An 18460-nucleotide genomic window follows, 5' to 3' on the forward strand; every position below is an offset into this window, starting at 1 on the left:
CATGCGCTTGATCATCGTCAGTGGCCGTTCCGGCTCAGGTAAAAGTACCGTACTCGATGTTCTCGAGGACAACGGCTACTACTGCATCGACAACCTGCCCGCCGGCTTGCTGCCGGAACTGGCCGAACGCGCACTGATTCATACCGAACTGGCACAGCCGCTGGTCGCCGTGTCCATCGATGCACGTAACCTGCCGAGCCACCTGTCACGCTTTCCCGAACTGCTCGAAGAAGTCCGTAGCCGGCATATCAAGTGCGATGTGCTGTACCTGGACGCCGACGAAGAAACCTTGCTCAAACGCTTTTCCGAAACCCGCCGTCGTCACCCGCTGAGCACCCCTAACCGTTCGTTGGCCGAGGCGATCGAGGACGAAAGCAATCTGCTGGGTCCGATCGTCGATCTGGCCGACCTCAAGATCAACACCACGAATCTGAACCTGTACCAGCTGCGCGACACCATCAAGCTGCGCCTGCTGAACCAGCCGGAAGCCGGTACTGCCTTTCTGGTCGAGTCGTTCGGATTCAAGCGTGGCATGCCGGTAGACGCGGACCTGGTGTTCGACGTGCGTTGCCTGCCCAACCCTTACTGGAAGCCGGAGCTGCGTGCGCAGTCGGGGCTCGATCAACCGGTGGCCGAGTACCTCGCCGCTCAACCGGATGTCGAAGAAATGTTCCAGGACATATCGTCGTATCTGCTCAAGTGGCTGCCGCGCTTTGCCGCCAGCAACCGTGCTTATGTCACCATTGCCATTGGCTGCACCGGCGGGCATCACCGCTCCGTCTACCTGACCGAACGTCTGGGCCAGGTTTTGCAACAATCCCTGAAGAACGTCCAGGTCCGCCACCGCGACCTCAGCTAAAGGATTCACACCGCGATGCCTGCTCTGGAAATCGAAATCATCAACAAGCTGGGCCTGCATGCCCGTGCTTCTGCAAAATTCGTCGGGGTCGCCGGTGAGTTCAAGGATTGCACGATCAGAGTAGGACGCACTCCGGAATCCACGGTCGACGGCAAAAGCATCATGGCAATGATGATGCTCGCTGCGGGCAAGGGCACCAAAATCCATATCAGCACCGAAGGCGAAGACGCGCAAAGGGCACTGGATGCGTTGAGGGACTTGATCAACCGTTATTTCGACGAAGGCGAGTAAACGCCAGTCCAGACCAAAGCCGCTCAGTAACCCGATAAAAAAAGGCGCACCACCCAATCAGGTGGCGCGCCTTTTTTGTGACGAGCGAGTTTAGCTGCCCGCCACCGTCATGCGCTCGATCAAAACAGAACCCGTACGAATGTTACTGCGCAACTCCAGGTCATTACCGACCGCAACGATTTGCTTGAACATGTCACGCATGTTGCCGGCAATGGTCACTTCTTGCACCGCGAACTGGATTTCGCCGTTCTCGACCCAGTAACCCGCTGCACCACGGGAGTAATCGCCGGTGACCATGTTCAGACCCTGGCCCATCAGTTCGGTCACCAGCAGGCCACGACCCATGCGACGCAGCAAAGCAGCCTGATCTTCATCACCATGGGTGACGAACAGGTTATGCACGCCGCCGGCGTTGGCGGTGCTCGGCATCCCGAGTTTACGCCCGGAATAGGTGCCAAGGATGTACGACACCAACTCACCCTTTTCGACAAACGGCTTGGCGTAGGTCGCCAGGCCATCGCCGTCAAACGCGGAACTGCCCATGGCACGCATCAAGTGCGGACGCTCGTCGATGGTCAACCATTCCGGGAACAGCTTCTGACCCAGTGTGCCTTCAAGGAACGATGATTTGCGGTAAAGGCTGCCGCCGGAAATTGCCGACAGGAAGCTGCCGAACAAACCACCCGCCAGCTCGGCGGAAAACAGCACCGGCACCTCGCAAGTCGGTACCGGACGCGCGCCCAGACGGCTCGCCGCCCGTTGCGCGGCACGCTGGCCAATGCTCGCCGGGTCGGCCAGCAAATTGCCCTGACGGTTCACGTCGTACCAGTAATCACGCTGCATCTGACCATCGGCCTCGGCGATCATCACGCAGCTCAGGCTGTGGCGGGTCGATGCGTAGCCACCGATAAACCCGTGGCTGTTGCCGTACACACGGCAACCCTGATGGGTGCTGAGTGTGGTGCCGTCGGCATTTTTGATCCGGCTGTCGGTGGCAAACGCAGCGGCTTCGCAGGCCAGCGCTTGTTCGATGGCTTGTTCCGGGGTGATGTCCCATTGGTGGAAAAGGTCGAAATCCTGCAGGTCGCGAGCCATCAGCGCGGCATCAGCCAGGCCCGAGGCTTCGTCTTCGGAGGTGTGCTTGGCGATGGCCAGCGCCGCCGCGACGGTTTCGCGAATCGCGTCGGGACCGCTCGCCGACGTACTGGCCGAGCCTTTGCGCTGACCGACGTACAAGGTGATGCCAAAGCCCTGATCGCGGTTGAATTCGACGGTTTCGACCTCACGCTGACGCACCGAAGTGGACAGACCCTGCTCCAGGGACACGGCAACTTCGCAGGCGCTGGCGCCCTGACGCTTGGCCTCAGCGATGATCTGCTCGACTTGTTCTTGCAGTGCCGGCAACGCTTGTGGGCCGACGCTTTCAACTGCACTCATGCTGTTCTCCACTCAAATTCTGCTTTCGGTAAGGCCTTCGAGCGACCGGGCCGGACAAGTGGCCCCCGACTGGTTATCATGGCGGCGTTTCTTTGCGGACGGCCACCATGGTTGATTCTTACGACGACTCCCTCGATACGGGAGAAAAAAGCAAATCCCAGGTTAAACGCGAGCTTCATGCTCTGGTTGACCTTGGCGAGCGCCTTACAACACTCAAGCCTGACTTGCTGGCAAAACTGCCGTTGACCGACGCTATGCGTCGGGCCCTGGCCGATGCGCCCAAGCACACCGCGAATATCGCGCGTAAACGGCACCTTATGTTCATCGGCAAACTGATGCGCGACCAGGACACTGCCGCCATTCTGACCCTGCTCGATCAACTCGATGCCTCCACCCGGCAGTACAACGAACGTTTCCATGGCCTGGAACGTTGGCGCGATCGCTTGATCGCGGGCGACGATGCAGTCCTGGAGAAGTTCGTGCTCGACTACCCGGAGGCTGATCGTCAGCAATTGCGCTCCCTGATCCGTCAGGCCCAGCACGAACTGGCAACCAACAAGCCACCGGCATCGAGCCGTAAAATCTTCAAGTACATCCGAGAGCTGGACGAGACTCAACGCGGTCTGCGCTAAGTCCCGAATCGGGTGAACCGCACGCGGTTCACCCGAAGCTCCATCCCTGCTTACGATCCTGTGCCACCCACAGTGATCGCATCGATTTTCAGCGTTGGCTGGCCGACACCCACCGGCACCGACTGCCCATCCTTGCCACACGTCCCCACGCCGCTGTCCAGCGCCAGATCGTTACCGACCATCGACACCTTGCTCATGGCTTCCGGACCGTTGCCGATCAACGTCGCGCCTTTGACCGGGGCGGTAATCTTGCCGTCTTCGATCAGGTACGCCTCGCTGGTGGAGAACACGAACTTGCCGCTGGTAATGTCCACCTGGCCACCGCCGAGGTTGGCACAGTAGATGCCGCGTTTCACCGAAGCGATGATTTCCGCCGGATCGCTTTCGCCCGCCAGCATGTAAGTGTTGGTCATGCGTGGCATTGGCAGGTGTGCGTAGGATTCACGACGACCGTTACCGGTACGGGCCACGCCCATCAGGCGCGCGTTGAGCTTGTCCTGCATATAGCCTTTGAGTACGCCGTTTTCGATCAGCGTGGTGCACTCGGTCGGGGTGCCTTCGTCGTCGACGCTCAGGGAGCCACGACGGCCCGCCAGCGTGCCGTCATCGACGATGGTGCACAGCTTGGAGGCAACCATCTCGCCCATGCGCCCGCTGTAGGCCGAACTGCCCTTGCGGTTGAAGTCGCCTTCCAGACCGTGGCCGACCGCTTCGTGCAACAGCACGCCGGACCAGCCGGAACCCAACACCACCGGCAACGTGCCAGCCGGTGCCGGAATGGCCTCAAGGTTGACCAGAGCCTGACGCAACGCTTCACGGGCGTAGCCCATGGCGCGGTCGTCACTGAGGAAATAACGGTAATCGGTACGTCCGCCACCGCCATGCCCACCGCGCTCGCGGCGACCGTTTTGTTCAACGATCACGCTCACGTTGAAACGCACCAGAGGCCGTACATCGGCGGCCAGGCTGCCATCGGTGGAGGCCACGAGGATGCGCTCCCAGACGCCGGCCATGCTCACGGTCACTTGCTGGATGCGTGGATCGAGGGCGCGAGTGGCTGCATCGATGCGCTTGAGCAGTTCGACTTTCTCGGCGCGGGAGATCACTTCCAGCGGGTTGTCCGGTCCGTATAACTGGGCAACGTCCTGGGTGGTGAACGCCTGCACCGTGCCATTTTGCCCGGCGCGGGAGATCGAACGCGCGGCACGGGCCGCGGCACCGAGGGCTTCCAGGGTGATGGCATTGCTGTACGCAAAACCGGTTTTTTCACCTGATTGCGCACGCACGCCGACGCCTTGGTCGAGGTTGAAGCTGCCCTCCTTGACGATCCCGTCTTCCAGCGCCCATGACTCGGAAATCTGCCCCTGGAAATACAGGTCGGCGGCATCGATGCCCGGGCCGGCCAGATCACCGAGTACGCCTTGCAGGCTCTCGATCGTTACGCCACCGGGCGCCAGGAGGTGTTCACTGACTGAGGACAACAACTCGCTCATATGCTTTACGCCTTAAATTCATCGTTCTGAGGCAGGTCGCTGGGCGCCCTGCGAGAAAAAGTGCCGGTGGCTGGACACCGGCATCCGCGCCCTGATGGACGCCTGTTCGCTGCTATCGCGTTCCGCCAGCAGCACGGCCTCGCCTTGATCCTGTTGTGCCAGCACGCGGCCCCAGGGGTCGACGATTGCGGCATGCCCCCAGGTTTCTCGCGGCCCCGGATGCGTTCCACCCTGAGCGGCCGCCAGCACATAACATTGGGTCTCGATGGCCCGGGCGCGAATCAGCACATCCCAATGCGCCGCGCCGGTCACCGCCGTAAACGCCGACGGCGCGGTAATCAACTCTGCCCCGGCAGCCCGTAATTCGCTGTACAGCTCCGGGAAGCGCAGGTCGTAACACACCGTCAGGCCGACTCGCCCGACCGGCGTATCCGCAACCACCACGCCATTGCCATAAGCATAGTCATCGGACTCACGATAACGCCCGCGATTGTCCGCCACGTCCACGTCAAACAAGTGCAGCTTGTCGTAGCGCGCTACTGTTTCGCCATGATCGTTCACCAACAACGAGCAGGCATGCACCTTCGCCGTCGGTTGATCCACCGGCGGCAACGGCAATGTGCCTGCCACTATCCATAACTTGAGGTCGAGGGCGGTCTGTTTCAACCATGGCAGGATAGGGCCTTCACCCAATGCCTCGGCGCGGCCGATGTCGGCAATGTCGCGACGGCCCATGGCGGCGAAGTTTTCCGGCAGCACGGCGAGTTGCGCACCACCGGCCGCTGCCTGTTCAAGCAGCCCGCGAGCCTGAGCCAGATTGGCCAGCACATCGCTTTGGCTGACCATTTGAATCACCGCTACTGACATGGAGCGCTCCTGCATCGCATTTCATGAGAACAGGCGCCCATGCTACTCCATCCTTGACGAGTGCTTTTTCAAAAGCGACTTAAAAAGGCTTGTCGTAGGTAATCTGCGGCTCTTTCCACGGGCCCTTGACGGTGTATTTCACGCTGGCAAATCGGGAAACACGGTCACCGATCAGTTTGTCGATCAGGAACAGCGCGCCGCCAACAGCCGGCGCGCCGACAATCAACGCCGCAATCGGCAAGTTGTTGGTCACCGGCAAGGTCACCAGCAACTTGGCGTCGATCTGATCACCCACCAGGTTCAAGGTGCCATCCAGTTCCACGTTGCTGGACGGACCGGTCATCCGGATCGGCTCGCGGGTGACGTAGACGCCATTGGTCCCGACCAGCAATCCCTTGACCCGGTCATAACTCAGGCCTTTGCCGAACAGGTCGGAAAAGTCCAGGCGCAGCCGGCGACCGATGGAGTTGAAGTTCAGCAGGCCAAAGACCTTCAGGGCCTGGGCACTGCCCTCGACTTCAACAAACTGGCCCTTGGTCAGCGACGCATCCAGGGTGCCGGAGAAACGCTTGCTGGCCAGCCAGGCCGGTGAACCCGGCCAGCGACCGTCAACATCCATATGAAACTCTTCGCTGGTGACACTCGGCGCAAACCCCCAGCCCTTGAGGACATCAGCGAGATTCTTGCCGCTGATCCGCCCCTTGTACCAACTGCTGGAGCTACCGGGCACACCTTCCCAGCCGCCACTGCCTTGCAACAGAATCCCTTTGAGGCCCATGTCGAGGTTGTTGAGTGCAATACCTTTGGCAGTCGGACGGATTTTCAGCGACCAGCCACCCACCAGATCCTGCCCTAGGAGAAGCTGGTTGATGGTGATGTCCAGTGCCGGAATCTTTGTCGGGTCGACCGTAGCCAGTGGATCGGGCGAGTTCTCGTCGGCCACCACCTTCGGATCCGGTGCGGGCAGCCGCACGTACTGCAGATTGACCGTGATCGGTGCGCCTTTCGCATCGGGAACACCAACGGCGCCCTTGACCTGCTGGCTATCGAGTTGCAACGCCCAACTGGCAGGCTTTCGGTTCACTTGCACGGACGCCTGATCGAGGGTCGTGCCCAGAGCGCTGAGCTTGCCAATCTTTAAGTCTGCACTGCTGAAGAACTGCTTGGCACTGCCCCCCGGATCCTGACCGGCGTACTTGCCCACCAGATCCTGCCAGGGACCGACATCCAGCTCCGACAGCACACCGCGCACCCGCAGGCCTTTGGCGCCGGGCAATACGGCATCGCCACCACCGAGGAACAACTCACCACGACCGTCGGCAAAACTACCGCTGGGGGCGGCAAACGTGAAGTTTGCCAGCTGACCATAGTTGACCCAGTAGCGCCGCTCTGGCCCTTGCAGGGTCATGCGGAATGTCGTGTCACGACTGTCATCGGCCGTCATGCCGAACGGGGCCGGCAGATCGACCTTCACGCCCTTCAGGCTGGAATTGACCATCAACTGACTGTCAGCACCGTCCAGGTTCAGCTGCAATTGATACGGGATGACCCCGGAAACCGGCAACGGTTGAGTCACGCTCAGCCAGTCCGTGAGTTTCTTGACCTCGACCTGACCGGAAGCCGTGACGCGCGTCTTGATGTTACCCGCGCTGCCATCGGCGAAAATTCGTGCGGTGACAGGCCTGTCAAAAGCCCGCGCGCTAATGTTCTGTCCGCTCAAACCCTTGGTGCTGTCAAAGCGGAAATCACCCTTGAGTTGAGTCAACTCCAGCGCTGGATCGGCCAGTTTCAGACGCGCCTGGGCGGTCTTGAAGTCGACCAGAATCTTCGGTTGCTCGCCTTTGGCCAGCGGGATATCCAGGTTCAACTTGCCTTGCAGATCGCCCTCACCTTCCCACTTGGCAAAGGTTTCAGCGGTGCCGATTGGCGCTTCCTGAAGAATTTTCAGGCCATCGCCCAAGCCGCCAGCGAATCCGCCGTCGAGGAACAGATGGACGTTTTTGCCATCAGGTACATGGGGAATATTGACGTAAATGTCGCTCACCTGAGTGTCGAGCAACTGCCCTTTGCTGGCCAGAATCCGCACGCCACTGTCTTCCACGAACACATCACCGGTGACCTTGCTCACATGCGGCCAGCCCGGCTGGAACGCCAGTTCGGCATCGTGCACCTTGAAGAACAGGCTGATGCTGCGGGCAGTGTCGGCCGCACCATGGTTCAGCGAGCCCTGATACTGGAAGAAACCTTCGTCTACCGCGCCCTTTAGAATGGCCGTACGCAACCATTCGTCAAGCGCAGGGCTGAGCATGGTCGGCAGGTACTTGGCGGTGTAGCGACCGTCCCCCTCGACCATGCCGACCCGCAGGTCCATGTAGTCTTCCTGGGTGTGATCAAAATGCAGGCGGATCAGGAAGTCACCGGCAATCTTGCCCTCTTCGCCAAGAACCTTGAGGTACGGCGCGATCAGGGTGAAGCCTTCTTTGTCGAGCTTCCAGGTCAGCGTCGCGTTGGCCTGAAGGTATTGCCATGGCTTGGCGAAAATCGGGTCCAGGTGCAGGACAAAGTCCTTGCTGTCCATGCGCAACTCACCCTTGCCGAGGTCGCCGCTGATGCTGCCGCTGACATTTCGCGCCGCCGGTGCGCCGTGATAGGCATCAAAACCGACCCGATCAAGATTCGCGGCGAAGCTGAACTTGCTGTCGTCAGTGGCATTGGGCCGCATGTCGATCAGCACATTGCGCAGCCCACCGGTCACTTTGAGCTTTTCCACCGCCGTAGCGACACCTTCGGGCAGTGGGCCCAGGGCGTTCAGCAATGGCGTGAGCGGAGTGAGGTCGACGCGGTCAGCTTGCAGGTGCCAGAGTTCTTCGACCTTGTCGGTAGCTGAGGTTTGTGTGAGTTGCAGATGCGACTCCCAGCGCGTCTCGCCAAAGTTCATGGCGAGGGAATCCAGCGTCACCACGACGCCTTCAGTGCTGCGCTGGAAATAGCCATTGAGCGCCAGATTGTTGATCTGGATCGGTTTGCGTTCGGCGTAGGCGCCTTTGACTTGCGGTGCGTTCAAGCGAATGGCCGCGGATTGCAGTTCGCCCTTGCCCCAATTGATCCAGAGCTCGCCACCGGCCTTGATCTCGGAAAAATTCCATTGCTGGGTGAGGCGCTCGGGCAGCCATTTCGACCAGTCGCTTTGCGGCAGGCTCAAGTAAGCCTCGGCTTCACCGTCCTTCCACTGACTGGCCTGAATGCGGGTGCGCAGGCTCATGGCAACTGGCTGGCCATCGGGCAAGGTCATTCGCGCATCAAGGCGCTGGCGAGAAGCACCGGTTTTCAGATTAAAGCCGACGTAGGTCAAGGTCAGCGGCGGCTGACCCAGGGGCTGCAAGGTCACCTGACTGTCGATCACCGACAGCTGTTGGACCATTTGCATGCGGTTGAGCAGTTGTTCCGGATCAAGCGGCTGATCCTTCTGCACCGGCAAACCTTCCAGCACCCACTGGCCGTCGTCGCCTTCCTTGAGGCTGATCTTCAAACCATTGAGTTCAAGGTGAGCGAGGCGCACCTGGCGCGCCAACAGGCTTTCCCAAATGTCCGGCACCGCACGCACCTGGTCCAGGTGCAGGGCATTGGCGCCTTCGCCGACGGTCACGTCATGAGCCAGCAGGATCGGCGCAAAACCACTCCAGTTGCCTTCCAGCTTTCCGATTTGCAGCGGCATGCCCAAGGCCTCGGTGGCTTTGGTTTCGACGTCGACACGGTATTCGGCCACCAGAGGCGTCAGCTCTCGGCCGAGGCTGACGTACAACGCCATCAACACCAGTACCAACGCGCACAGGCCCAGACCCCAGCGGGTCATTGCAACCAAAATGCGTGTCAGACGTTCCATGTCAGGTGGCTCCCATGGCAAAAATACTGCAAAAAGCTGAGGCCAGCCGTTCTAGTAAGGTTGAAACACCGCGATTCAGAGCAACACCACGTCGTATTGTTCCTGGGAATACATGGTTTCCACCTGGAATCGGATGGTGCGTCCGATAAACCCTTCCAGCTCGGCCACGTTGCCTGACTCTTCGTCGAGCAAACGGTCGACGACTTTCTGGTTCGCCAATACACGATAGCCTTCCGCTTGATAGGCGCGCGCCTCGCGGAGGATTTCTCGGAAAATTTCGTAGCAGACCGTTTCCGGCGTCTTCAATTTGCCGCGGCCCTGACAGCTGCTGCACGGTTCGCACAGCACCTGTTCGAGACTTTCGCGGGTGCGCTTGCGGGTCATCTGCACCAGGCCCAACTCGGTGATGCCGATGATGTTGGTCTTGGCGTGGTCGCGTTCCAGCTGTTTCTCGAGCGTGCGCAACACCTGGCGCTGGTGTTCTTCGTCTTCCATGTCGATGAAGTCGATGATGATGATCCCGCCCAGATTGCGCAGGCGCAGTTGACGGGCAATGGCGGTGGCGGCTTCGAGGTTGGTCTTGAAGATGGTTTCTTCAAGGTTGCGATGGCCGACAAAGGCCCCGGTGTTGACGTCGATGGTGCTCATGGCTTCCGCCGGGTCGACCACCAGGTAACCGCCGGATTTGAGCGGGACTTTGCGCTCCAGGGCTTTCTGGATTTCGTCTTCGACGCCATACAAATCGAAAATAGGCCGCTCGCCCGGGTAATGCTCCAGGCGATCGGCAATTTCCGGCATCAGTTCGGCGACGAACTGCGTGGTTTTCTGGAAGGTTTCCCGGGAATCGATGCGGATCTTCTCGATCTTCGGGCTCACCAGGTCACGCAGGGTGCGCAACGCGAGGCCGAGGTCTTCGTAGATCACACTCGGCGCGGCAATGGTTTTGATTTGCTCGTTGATCTGATCCCAGAGACGGCGCAGGTAGCGGATGTCCATGAGGATCTCATCGGCGCCCGCCCCTTCGGCAGCGGTGCGCAATATGAAACCGCCGGCTTCCTTTATGCCTTCTTTGGCCACGCAATCGGTGACCACTTGCTTGAGGCGCTCGCGTTCGGCCTCGTCTTCGATCTTCAGCGAAATACCGACGTGAGCGGTACGCGGCATATACACCAGATAGCGCGATGGAATCGACAGCTGCGTCGTCAGACGTGCGCCTTTGGAACCGATCGGGTCCTTGGTGACCTGGACCACCAGACTCTGGCCTTCATGAACCAGGGCGCTGATGCTCTCGACCGCAGGGCCTTCACGCAGGGAAATTTCCGAGGCGTGAATGAATGCTGCGCGGTCCAGGCCGATGTCGACGAACGCCGCCTGCATGCCTGGTAAAACCCGTACGACCTTGCCTTTATAGATGTTGCCGACGATCCCGCGTTTTTGCGTACGCTCGACGTGGACCTCTTGCAGAACACCGTTTTCGACCACCGCCACGCGTGATTCCATCGGCGTGATGTTGATCAGAATCTCTTCACTCATGGCAGGGTCTCGTTCAGGCATGTTCACAATAATGGCTGCATCTTGTCAGTACGACGCTCAGCGCGCGTCAAGTGTTTGCCAACAGGGTATGCCGAAATGGCCGAGCAGTTCTGCGGTTTCGCACAGCGGCAACCCGACGACCGCCGAATAACTGCCATTGAGCCCGGCAACAAATACCGCACCCAGGCCCTGAATGCCGTAGCCACCCGCCTTGTCGCGTGGCTCGCGGCTGGCCCAATAGGCTGCCGCTTCGTCGCGACTGATGTTGCGAAACCGCACCAGGCTGCGCACCACCCGGGACTCGCAGCGTTCGGCATCGAGTACGGCAATGGCGGTCAGCACCTCATGTTCACGACCGGCCAACAGCATAAGCATGGCGCACGCATCGGCTTCGTCCACCGGTTTGCCAAGAATTTTGCCTTCCAGCACCACGGCAGTGTCGGCGCCCAACACGCAAAAATCAGCGTCGGACACGACGGCTCCGCGCCCGGCCTCGGCTTTGCCGCGCGCGAGGCGCTCGACATAGGCCGATGGGGATTCTTGAGGCAAGGGGGTTTCATCGATGTCCGCGCTGATGGCAGAGAACGGCACGCCGATCTGCGTGAGCAGTTCACGCCGACGCGGCGAGCCTGAGGCGAGGTACAGCTGCTTCATCAAGACATCTCCCTGTCTAGTGCGGGCCAATGCCTGACCGAATTAATTGATTTTGTAGCGCCGACGCAGACCACGCAAACCGTAGCTGACCCAAGGCCACAACAACGCGCTGACCAGTGCCGGCAGCACCAGCGCCAGGGTGGGCTGACGGTTACCGGTCAGGGCGCTCAGCCACAGCTGAACAAGTTGCGCCAGGCCGAAAATCACCAGGATCACCAGGCTCTGTTGCCACATCGGGAACATGCGCAAGCGCTGCTGCAACGACAGTACCAGGAAGGTAATCAACGTCAGGATCAATGCGTTCTGACCAAGCAACGTGCCGTACAGCACGTCTTCAGCCAAGCCCAGGCACCACGCGGTGACCATGCCGACTTTTTGCGGCAGGGTCAGCGCCCAGAACGCGAGCAGCAACGCCAGCCACAAGGGGCGGAGGATTTCCATGAACTGCGGCAGCGGCGAAACGCTGAGCAACAGGCCGATAGCGAACGTCACCCAGACAATCCAGCTATTTCGAGAGGCTTTGACGCCGGCCATTATTCTTGTCTCCCAGTGGCAGCCGGTTCGGGGACAGGCGGTTTGGCAGCAGGTTTCACGGCCGGCGGTTTGCTGGCAGCAGGTGGCTTGGAAGCGGGGGGTTTAGTCGGTTTTGCCGGGGTTGCCGGAGCCGCAGTTGCTGGAGCCGGTGCAGCCGCCGGAGTGGCGGCAGGTGCAGCAGGCGCCACGGTTGCCGCCGGAACCGGTTTAGGCACGGTGGCCGGAATGATCGGACCGCCGCCGTGCTGATCCAGCGCCTCTTGTGCCTGGGCCGCTTCGTTGGCGCGCTCTTCGGCCGTACGGCCATCGCTGAACACCAGCAGCAAATAACGGCTGCGGTTCAGCGCGGCGGTTGGCACGGCACGCACGATGGCAAATGGCTGGCCGGAATCGTGAATCACTTCCTTGACCGTCGCCACCGGGTAACCCGCCGGGAACCGCTGACCCAGACCGGAGCTGACCAGCAGATCACCTTCCTTGATGTCGGCGGTATCCGCTACGTGACGCAACTCCAGGCGCTCCGGGTTGCCGGTGCCGCTGGCAATCGCCCGCAGACCGTTGCGGTTCACCTGCACCGGAATGCTGTGCGTCGTATCGGTCAGCAGCAAGACACGGGAGGTGTAGGGCATCAACTCGACCACCTGCCCCATCAGGCCGCGGGCATCGAGCACCGGCTGGCCAAGGATCACACCGTCGCGCTCACCCTTGTTGATGATGATGCGATGGGTGAAAGGGTTCGGGTCCATGCCGATCAACTCGGCCACTTCGACCTTTTCGTTGACCAGCGCGGAAGAGTTGAGCAACTCGCGCAGGCGAACGTTCTGCTCGGTGAGGGCGGCAAGCTTCTGCATGCGACCCTGCAACAGCAGGTTTTCGGTCTTGAGTTTTTCGTTTTCGGCAACGAGCTCGGTACGGCTGCCAAATTGACTGGCCACACCCTGCCATAGCCGCTGCGGCAGGTCGGTGATCCAGTAAGACTGCATCAGCACCAGCGACATCTGGCTACGCACTGGCTTGAGCAGTGTGAAGCGGGCATCGACCACCATCAGCGCGATCGAAAGCACGACCAGCACCAATAAGCGCACGCCCAGTGAGGGACCTTTGGAAAAAAGCGGTTTAATAAGCCGCTCCTCCCAGGCAAATGTTCTCTTTACTCATACGGCATCAAACCGGCCTGGATGCAGACTGACAGAAGATAAGCGCCAACAGGCAGCACTGCAAAGTGCCGCCTGCGCGCTCAACAGCATAGAGGCAATCCGGCGACTTATTCGCTGGAAAGCAGGTCCATGGTGTGTTTATCCATCATTTCCAATGCACGGCCACCGCCGCGAGCAACGCAGGTCAGCGGGTCTTCGGCAACGATCACCGGCAGACCTGTTTCCTGGGCCAGCAACTTGTCGAGGTCGCGCAGCAAGGCGCCACCACCGGTCAGTACCAGACCGCGCTCGGCGATATCGGACGCCAGCTCCGGAGGCGATTGCTCCAGTGCACTTTTCACAGCCTGAACGATGGTGGCCAGGGACTCTTGCAGAGCTTCCAGCACTTCATTGGAGTTCAGGGTGAACGCACGTGGAACGCCTTCGGCCAGGTTACGGCCACGAACGTCGACTTCACGCACTTCGCCGCCCGGGTAGGCCGTACCGATTTCCTGCTTGATGCGCTCGGCAGTGGATTCGCCGATCAGGCTGCCGTAGTTGCGACGCACGTAGGTGATGATCGCTTCGTCGAAGCGGTCGCCGCCAACCCGTACGGATTCGGCGTAAACCACACCGTTCAGGGAGATCAGGGCGATTTCGGTAGTACCACCACCAATATCGACCACCATCGAACCGCGTGCTTCTTCAACCGGCAGGCCGGCACCGATCGCAGCAGCCATCGGCTCTTCGATCAGGAACACTTCACGAGCACCGGCACCAAGGGCCGACTCACGGATAGCTCGACGCTCAACCTGGGTGGATTTGCATGGAACGCAGATCAGCACACGAGGGCTAGGCTGCAGGAAGCTGTTTTCGTGAACCTTGTTGATAAAGTATTGCAGCATCTTTTCGCAGACGCTGAAGTCGGCAATTACGCCATCCTTCATCGGACGAATGGCAGCAATGTTGCCCGGCGTTCGGCCGAGCATGCGCTTCGCCTCGGTGCCGACAGCGACGACACTTTTCTGGTTACCGTGTGTCCGAATTGCCACAACCGATGGCTCATTCAGGACGATACCGCGCTCGCGCACGTAAATAAGGGTGTTGGCAGTGCCCAGGTCAATGGAAAGATCGCTGGAAAACATGCCACGCAGTTTCTTGAACATGGGAAAGGGACCCTAGGCAACGCGTGGGTAAAAAAGTGCGGCAAACTCTAACAACGACAGGGATTTTGGGCAAGGCGCCAATATGTTAAATTGGCCGCTTTTCTGTGCACCAACCCCCACAATCGCGGCCTTACGACCGTAGAAATGCGGTAGTGTTCCGACAATCTAACACACGGACGCCGTCCGTTCTGTATTCCACTGGAGAATCGCAATGGCGCTTGAACGCTCCGACGTGGAAAAAATCGCTCATTTGGCCTGCCTTGGCCTTAATGATGCCGATCTTCCACACATCACTTCGGCCCTGAACAGCATTCTGGGCCTGGTCGACGAAATGCAGGCGGTCAATACCGACGGTATCGAGCCGCTGGCCCACCCATTGGAAACCAGCCAGCGCCTGCGTGCAGACGTCGTGACCGAGACCAATCATCGCGAGGCCTATCAGTCCATCGCACCAGCGGTCGAAAACGGCCTGTACCTGGTTCCGAAAGTCATCGACTAAAGGGAAAGAGCCTGCAATGCATCACATGACTCTGGCCGAGATCGCCCGCGGACTCGCCGAAAAAAAGTTTTCTTCCGAAGAGCTGACCAAGACCCTGCTGGCGCGTATCGCCCTGCTTGATCCTCAGCTCAACAGTTTCATCAGCCTCACCGAAGACCTGGCGCTCCAGCAGGCGAAAGCCGCTGACGCACGCCGGGCCAATGGTGAGAGCGGCGCCCTGCTCGGCGCGCCGATTGCGCACAAGGACCTGTTCTGCACCCAGGGCATCCGTACCAGCTGCGGCTCGAAGATGCTCGACAACTTCAAAGCCCCGTACGACGCCACCGTCGTCGCCAAGCTGGCGGCTGCCGGGACCGTGACCCTGGGCAAGACCAACATGGACGAATTCGCCATGGGGTCGGCCAACGAGTCGAGCTACTACGGCCCGGTGAAAAACCCATGGAACCTGGAATACGTGCCTGGCGGTTCGTCCGGCGGTTCGGCAGCCGCAGTTGCTGCGCGCCTGCTGCCTGCAGCCACCGGCACCGACACCGGCGGCTCGATCCGTCAGCCAGCGGCCCTGACCAACCTCACCGGCCTGAAACCGACGTACGGTCGTGTTTCGCGCTGGGGCATGATTGCCTACGCCTCCAGCCTCGATCAGGGCGGCCCGATGGCGCGCACTGCCGAAGACTGCGCGATTTTGTTGCAAGGCATGGCCGGCTTCGATCCAAAGGACTCCACCAGCATCGACGAGCCGGTGCCGGATTACAGCGCCAGCCTCAACGGTTCGCTGCAAGGCCTGCGCATCGGCGTACCGAAAGAGTATTTCAGCGCCGGTCTCGACCCGCGCATTGCCGAGCTGATCCAAACCAGCGTCAAGGAGCTGGAAAAGCTCGGCGCGGTGATCAAGGACATCAGCCTGCCAAACATGCAGCACGCGATTCCTGCGTACTACGTGATCGCGCCAGCAGAAGCCTCGTCCAACCTGTCGCGTTTCGACGGCGTGCGCTTTGGCCATCGTTGCGAGAATCCGAAAGACCTGATCGATCTGTACAAGCGTTCCCGTGGCGAAGGTTTCGGCCCGGAAGTGCAGCGCCGGATCATGGTCGGTGCCTACGCGCTGTCGGCCGGTTACTACGACGCCTACTACTTGAAGGCACAGAAAATCCGTCGTCTGATCAAGAACGACTTCATGGCCGCCTTCAATGAGGTCGACATCATCCTCGGCCCAACCACGCCGAACCCGGCCTGGAAGCTCGGCGCCAAGAACAGCGACCCGGTCGCTGCCTATCTGGAAGACGTCTACACCATCACCGCCAACCTCGCGGGCCTGCCAGGCTTGTCCATGCCGGCCGGTTTCGTCGATGGCCTGCCGGTGGGCGTGCAACTGCTCGCTCCGTATTTCCAGGAAGGTCGCCTGTTGAACGTTGCCCACCAGTATCAGTTGAACACTGACTGGCACACCCGCACCCCAACCGGCTTCTGAGGAGACACACATGCAATGGGAAGTCGTGATCGGGCTGGAGATTCATACCCAGCTCACCACCCGGTCGAAAATCTTTTCCGGTAGTTCCACCACCTTCGGTTCCGAGCCGAACACACAGGCCAGCCTGATCGACCTGGGCATGCCCGGCGTATTGCCGGTGCTGAACCAGGAAGCGGTGCGCATGGCGGTGATGTTCGGTCTGGCGATTGACGCCGAGATCGGCCAGCACAACGTGTTCGCCCGTAAAAACTATTTCTACCCGGATTTGCCGAAGGGCTACCAGATCAGCCAGATGGAATTGCCGATCGTCGGCAAGGGCCACCTGGATATCGCCATGGAAGACGGCACGATCAAACGTGTCGGCGTGACCCGTGCGCACCTGGAAGAAGACGCCGGTAAAAGCCTGCACGAAGAGTTCAACGGTGCCACCGGCATCGACCTGAACCGTGCCGGCACGCCGCTGCTGGAAATCGTCTCCGAGCCGGACATGCGCAGCGCCAAGGAAGCCGTGGCTTACGTCAAGACGATCCACGCGCTGGTGCGTTACCTGGGCATCTGCGACGGCAACATGGCCGAAGGCTCGCTGCGTTGCGACTGCAACGTGTCGATCCGTCCCAAAGGCCAGGTTGAGTTCGGTACTCGCTGCGAGATCAAGAACGTCAACTCGTTCCGCTTCATCGAAAAAGCGATCAACAGCGAAGTGCAGCGTCAGATCGAGCTGATCGAAGACGGCGGCAAAGTGATCCAGCAGACCCGTCTGTACGATCCGAACAAGGACGAAACCCGTCCGATGCGTAGCAAAGAGGAAGCCAACGACTACCGTTACTTCCCCGATCCGGACCTGCTGCCGGTTGTCATCGAAGATTCGTTCCTCGACGACGTGCGCGCGACCCTGCCGGAACTGCCACCGCAAAAACGCGAGCGTTTCCAGGAGCAATTCGGTCTGTCGGTCTATGACGCCAGCGTGTTGGCGACCAGCCGCGAGCAAGCCGATTACTTCGAGAAAGTCGCGAGCATCGGCGGCGACGCCAAACTGGCGGCGAACTGGGTAATGGTCGAGTTGGGCAGCCTGCTCAACAAGCAAGGCCTGGACATCGAATCCTCGCCGGTTTCGGCCGAGCAACTGGGCGGCATGCTGCTGCGCATCAAGGACAACACCATCTCTGGCAAGATCGCCAAGGTCGTGTTTGAAGCGATGGCCAACGGCGAAGGCAGTGCGGACGAGATCATCGACAAGCGCGGCCTCAAGCAAGTGACCGACACTGGCGCGATCTCGGCGGTGCTGGACGAAATGCTCGCGGCCAATGCCGAACAGGTTGAACAGTACCGAGCGGCAGACGAAGCCAAACGCGGCAAGATGTTCGGCTTCTTCGTCGGCCAGGCCATGAAAGCCTCCAAAGGCAAGGCCAACCCGCAACAGGTCAACGAACTGCTGAAAAGCAAGCTCGAAGGCTAACCACTGTGATCGCTCCCACGCTCCGCGTGGGAGCGCCTCATTGGACGCTCTGCGTCCGCTTTTGTGACGCGGAGCGTCATGGCTGCATTCCCACGCAGAGCGTGGGAACGATCATGGGGGTCACCTAATGAAGCGTCTACTCGGTGCCTGCGCCCTGCTCGCTCTGCTGGCCGGTTGCGCCAGTAACGATGTCATCGATCCACACGGTTACGACAAGACCGGTACGGCGTCCTATTACGGCGCCAAACACCAAGGTAAACGCACCGCCAGTGGCGAGCGTTTCGACAAGAATTCCATGACCGCCGCCCACCGCCAGCTGCCCTTCGGCACGCGGGTGAAGGTCACCAACCTGAACAACGACAAGTCCTGCGTAGTCCGCATCAACGACCGTGGGCCGCATACCCGCGGACGCCTGATCGATCTGTCCCATGCAGCCGCCGAACGCCTGGGCATGATCAGCAGCGGTACTGCCAAGGTTCGCGTGCAAGCCCTCGACGACTGACAGACGGAGCACCGACCATTTTCGGACTTGCCGATGTACCCCTGATCAGC

The 18460-nt window shown here is 60.2% G+C and carries 16 protein-coding genes; 7 read left to right on the plus strand and 9 right to left on the minus strand.

The features are described from left to right. Window position 1: 1 nt before the first annotated feature. Window positions 2-859, plus strand: coding sequence for an RNase adapter RapZ (gene rapZ, locus J2X66_RS10715; RefSeq protein ID WP_027924528.1), 858 nt, complete (start codon window positions 2-4; stop codon window positions 857-859). Window positions 860-874: 15 nt separating this feature from the next. Next, window positions 875-1150: an HPr family phosphocarrier protein gene (locus tag J2X66_RS10720; protein WP_310263906.1), complete on the plus strand. Its 276-nt coding sequence runs from the start codon at window positions 875-877 to the stop codon at window positions 1148-1150. 90 nt (window positions 1151-1240) lie between these two features. Here the strand turns inward: J2X66_RS10720 and pmbA are convergent, their stop codons facing one another. Further along, the gene (gene pmbA, locus J2X66_RS10725; protein WP_310263910.1) at window positions 1241-2587 is read right to left on the minus strand and encodes a metalloprotease PmbA; all 1347 of its coding nucleotides are present in this window, start codon (window positions 2585-2587) and stop codon (window positions 1241-1243) included. 107 nt (window positions 2588-2694) lie between these two features. Between pmbA and yjgA the strand changes: the two genes are divergently transcribed. Further along, a complete protein-coding gene (gene yjgA / locus J2X66_RS10730) occupies window positions 2695-3219 on the plus strand; it encodes a ribosome biogenesis factor YjgA (protein ID WP_027924525.1) in 525 nt (174 codons plus the stop codon). 50 nt (window positions 3220-3269) lie between these two features. On the opposite strand, the gene tldD is transcribed toward yjgA, so the two are convergent. The 8 genes from tldD to mreB all read right to left on the minus strand — a co-directional run bounded on the left by tldD (window position 3270) and on the right by mreB (window position 14485). Further along, the gene (tldD, locus tag J2X66_RS10735) at window positions 3270-4712 is read right to left on the minus strand and encodes a metalloprotease TldD (RefSeq protein WP_123435310.1); all 1443 of its coding nucleotides are present in this window, start codon (window positions 4710-4712) and stop codon (window positions 3270-3272) included. Between the two features lie 18 nt (window positions 4713-4730). Then, the gene (locus J2X66_RS10740; RefSeq protein WP_310263913.1) at window positions 4731-5579 is read right to left on the minus strand and encodes a carbon-nitrogen hydrolase family protein; all 849 of its coding nucleotides are present in this window, start codon (window positions 5577-5579) and stop codon (window positions 4731-4733) included. A gap of 79 nt (window positions 5580-5658) precedes the next feature. Beyond that, window positions 5659-9462 carry a YhdP family protein gene (locus J2X66_RS10745; RefSeq protein ID WP_310263915.1) on the minus strand — a complete coding sequence of 1268 codons (3804 nt, stop codon included), beginning with the start codon at window positions 9460-9462 and terminating at the stop codon, window positions 5659-5661. 75 nt (window positions 9463-9537) lie between these two features. Beyond that, entirely contained in the window at window positions 9538-10995 is a 1458-nt protein-coding gene (gene rng / locus J2X66_RS10750; RefSeq protein WP_027924521.1) for a ribonuclease G, read from the minus strand. Window positions 10996-11052: 57 nt separating this feature from the next. Beyond that, entirely contained in the window at window positions 11053-11649 is a 597-nt protein-coding gene (locus J2X66_RS10755; protein ID WP_310263918.1) for a Maf family protein, read from the minus strand. A 42-nt stretch (window positions 11650-11691) separates the two neighbouring features. Beyond that, on the minus strand, window positions 11692-12183 hold the full coding sequence (mreD, locus tag J2X66_RS10760; RefSeq protein ID WP_310263920.1) for a rod shape-determining protein MreD: 492 nt from the start codon (window positions 12181-12183) through the stop codon (window positions 11692-11694). Further along, the gene (mreC, locus tag J2X66_RS10765; protein ID WP_310264175.1) at window positions 12183-13304 is read right to left on the minus strand and encodes a rod shape-determining protein MreC; all 1122 of its coding nucleotides are present in this window, start codon (window positions 13302-13304) and stop codon (window positions 12183-12185) included. Before mreC ends, mreD begins: the two co-directional genes overlap by 1 nt. Window positions 13305-13447: 143 nt before the next feature. Further along, window positions 13448-14485 carry a rod shape-determining protein MreB gene (mreB, locus tag J2X66_RS10770; protein WP_002555108.1) on the minus strand — a complete coding sequence of 346 codons (1038 nt, stop codon included), beginning with the start codon at window positions 14483-14485 and terminating at the stop codon, window positions 13448-13450. 211 nt (window positions 14486-14696) lie between these two features. On the opposite strand from mreB, the gene gatC reads away from it, so the two are divergent. From gatC to J2X66_RS10790, 4 genes are all read left to right on the plus strand, one after another. Continuing rightward, the gene (gene gatC / locus J2X66_RS10775; RefSeq protein WP_310263922.1) at window positions 14697-14984 is read left to right on the plus strand and encodes an Asp-tRNA(Asn)/Glu-tRNA(Gln) amidotransferase subunit GatC; all 288 of its coding nucleotides are present in this window, start codon (window positions 14697-14699) and stop codon (window positions 14982-14984) included. A gap of 16 nt (window positions 14985-15000) precedes the next feature. Then, window positions 15001-16452 carry an Asp-tRNA(Asn)/Glu-tRNA(Gln) amidotransferase subunit GatA gene (gatA, locus tag J2X66_RS10780; protein WP_310263924.1) on the plus strand — a complete coding sequence of 484 codons (1452 nt, stop codon included), beginning with the start codon at window positions 15001-15003 and terminating at the stop codon, window positions 16450-16452. 10 nt (window positions 16453-16462) lie between these two features. Next, a complete protein-coding gene (gatB, locus tag J2X66_RS10785) occupies window positions 16463-17908 on the plus strand; it encodes an Asp-tRNA(Asn)/Glu-tRNA(Gln) amidotransferase subunit GatB (RefSeq protein WP_310263925.1) in 1446 nt (481 codons plus the stop codon). Window positions 17909-18035: 127 nt separating this feature from the next. Continuing rightward, on the plus strand, window positions 18036-18410 hold the full coding sequence (locus J2X66_RS10790; protein ID WP_027924515.1) for a septal ring lytic transglycosylase RlpA family protein: 375 nt from the start codon (window positions 18036-18038) through the stop codon (window positions 18408-18410). The last annotated feature ends 50 nt before the right edge of the window (window positions 18411-18460 follow it).

Source organism: Pseudomonas sp. 3296 (assembly GCF_031456615.1).
Taxonomy (GTDB): domain Bacteria; phylum Pseudomonadota; class Gammaproteobacteria; order Pseudomonadales; family Pseudomonadaceae; genus Aquipseudomonas; species Aquipseudomonas mucoides.